General features: G+C 75.9%; 1 protein-coding gene and 1 tRNA gene. One reads left to right on the forward strand and one right to left on the reverse strand.

Going from position 1 to position 1,169, the window contains the following annotated elements:
* Nucleotides 1-176: 176 nt before the first annotated feature.
* Nucleotides 177-251: transfer RNA gene (locus tag VR44_RS39705), tRNA-Trp, on the forward strand.
* 60 nt (nucleotides 252-311) lie between these two features.
* On the opposite strand, the gene VR44_RS39710 is transcribed toward VR44_RS39705, so the two are convergent.
* Nucleotides 312-1,169, reverse strand: an 858-nt coding sequence (locus VR44_RS39710; RefSeq protein WP_063779027.1) for an aldo/keto reductase, incomplete at its 5' end; no start/stop codon positions are given.

The following is a 1,169-nucleotide window of genomic DNA, read 5'->3' on the forward strand; positions in this document are numbered from 1 at the left end:
CGGCGGCCGGCCGTGCAGGGGCCGGTCCGGGCAGCCGCGACGGCGGAACCGGCCGGGCCCGCGCATCCCTGAACCGCTCCCCCTCGGCGTGGGGCCGTCGTATCGGTGGTGTCCGGCCGGGCCCCGGAGGGGGTCCGACGGATACGGGCGGGCCACCGCGTACGATGCGGGCGGGCGGGGCCGTAGCGCAGAGGTCGACGCGCGCGGTCTCCAAAATCGCGAGGACGCCGGTTCGACTCCGGCCGGCTCCGCCCGTCCCGCTCACGCGGCCGGAATCGTCCCTCGTCAGCGCCCGCTGCCCGGGAACGGTCTCATGCAGCCCGCGGGGTCAGGGGCTCTTCGAGCTCTGCCAGCTCCGTCGCGGTCAGTTCCAGCCGGGCGGCCGCGGCCGAGTCGGTGATCGAGGCCGGGCGGCTGGCGCCCGGGAGGGGGATGACCGACGGGGAGCGGCTGAGGAGCCAGGCCAGGGCCACCCGCTGGGGGCTGACGCCGTGTCGGGCCGCGACGCGGTGGAAGGCGGTGTCCGCGGAGGTCGGGCCGGAGGGGCCGTCCAGAGAGCTGCGGGAGATGCCGCCGAGGGGGCTCCAGGGGAGGAAGGCCAGGCCGAGTTCGGTGCTCAGGCGCAGCTGGGGCTCACTGTCGCGGACGGCGGGCGAGTACTGGTTCTGTACGGAGACGAGGCCGTCGCCGAGGATCCCGTACGCCTCGCGGATCTGGGCGGTGGTGACGTTCGAGATGCCGGCGGAGCGGATCGTGCCGGCGTCGAGGAGCTCGCGCAGGGCCCCGACCGACTCCGCCCAGGGGACGGCCGGGTCCGGCTTGTGGAGCTGGTACAGGCCGATGGCGTCCACGCCCAGCCGCACGGCGGAGGCCTCGGCGGCGCGCTTGAGGTGGCCGGGAGTGCCGGTGACGGTCCAGGTCCCGTCGCCGGGCCGGCCGCGGCCGCCCTTGGTCGCGATGAGGACGCCGGAGGTGTCTCCGCCGTAGCGGGCCAGGGCGCGGGCGATCAGCCGTTCGTTGTGGCCCGTTTCGCCGGCGTGCCAGTGGTAGCTGTCGGCGGTGTCGATGAGTGTGACACCGGCGTCGAGGGCGGCGTGGACGGTGGCGACGGCCCGGCCCTCGTCCGGGCGGTGTTCGATCGACAGCGGCATGGCGCCCAGGCCGATGGC

This window comes from Streptomyces katrae (assembly GCF_000966975.1).
Classification (GTDB): Bacteria; Actinomycetota; Actinomycetes; order Streptomycetales; family Streptomycetaceae; genus Streptomyces; species Streptomyces katrae.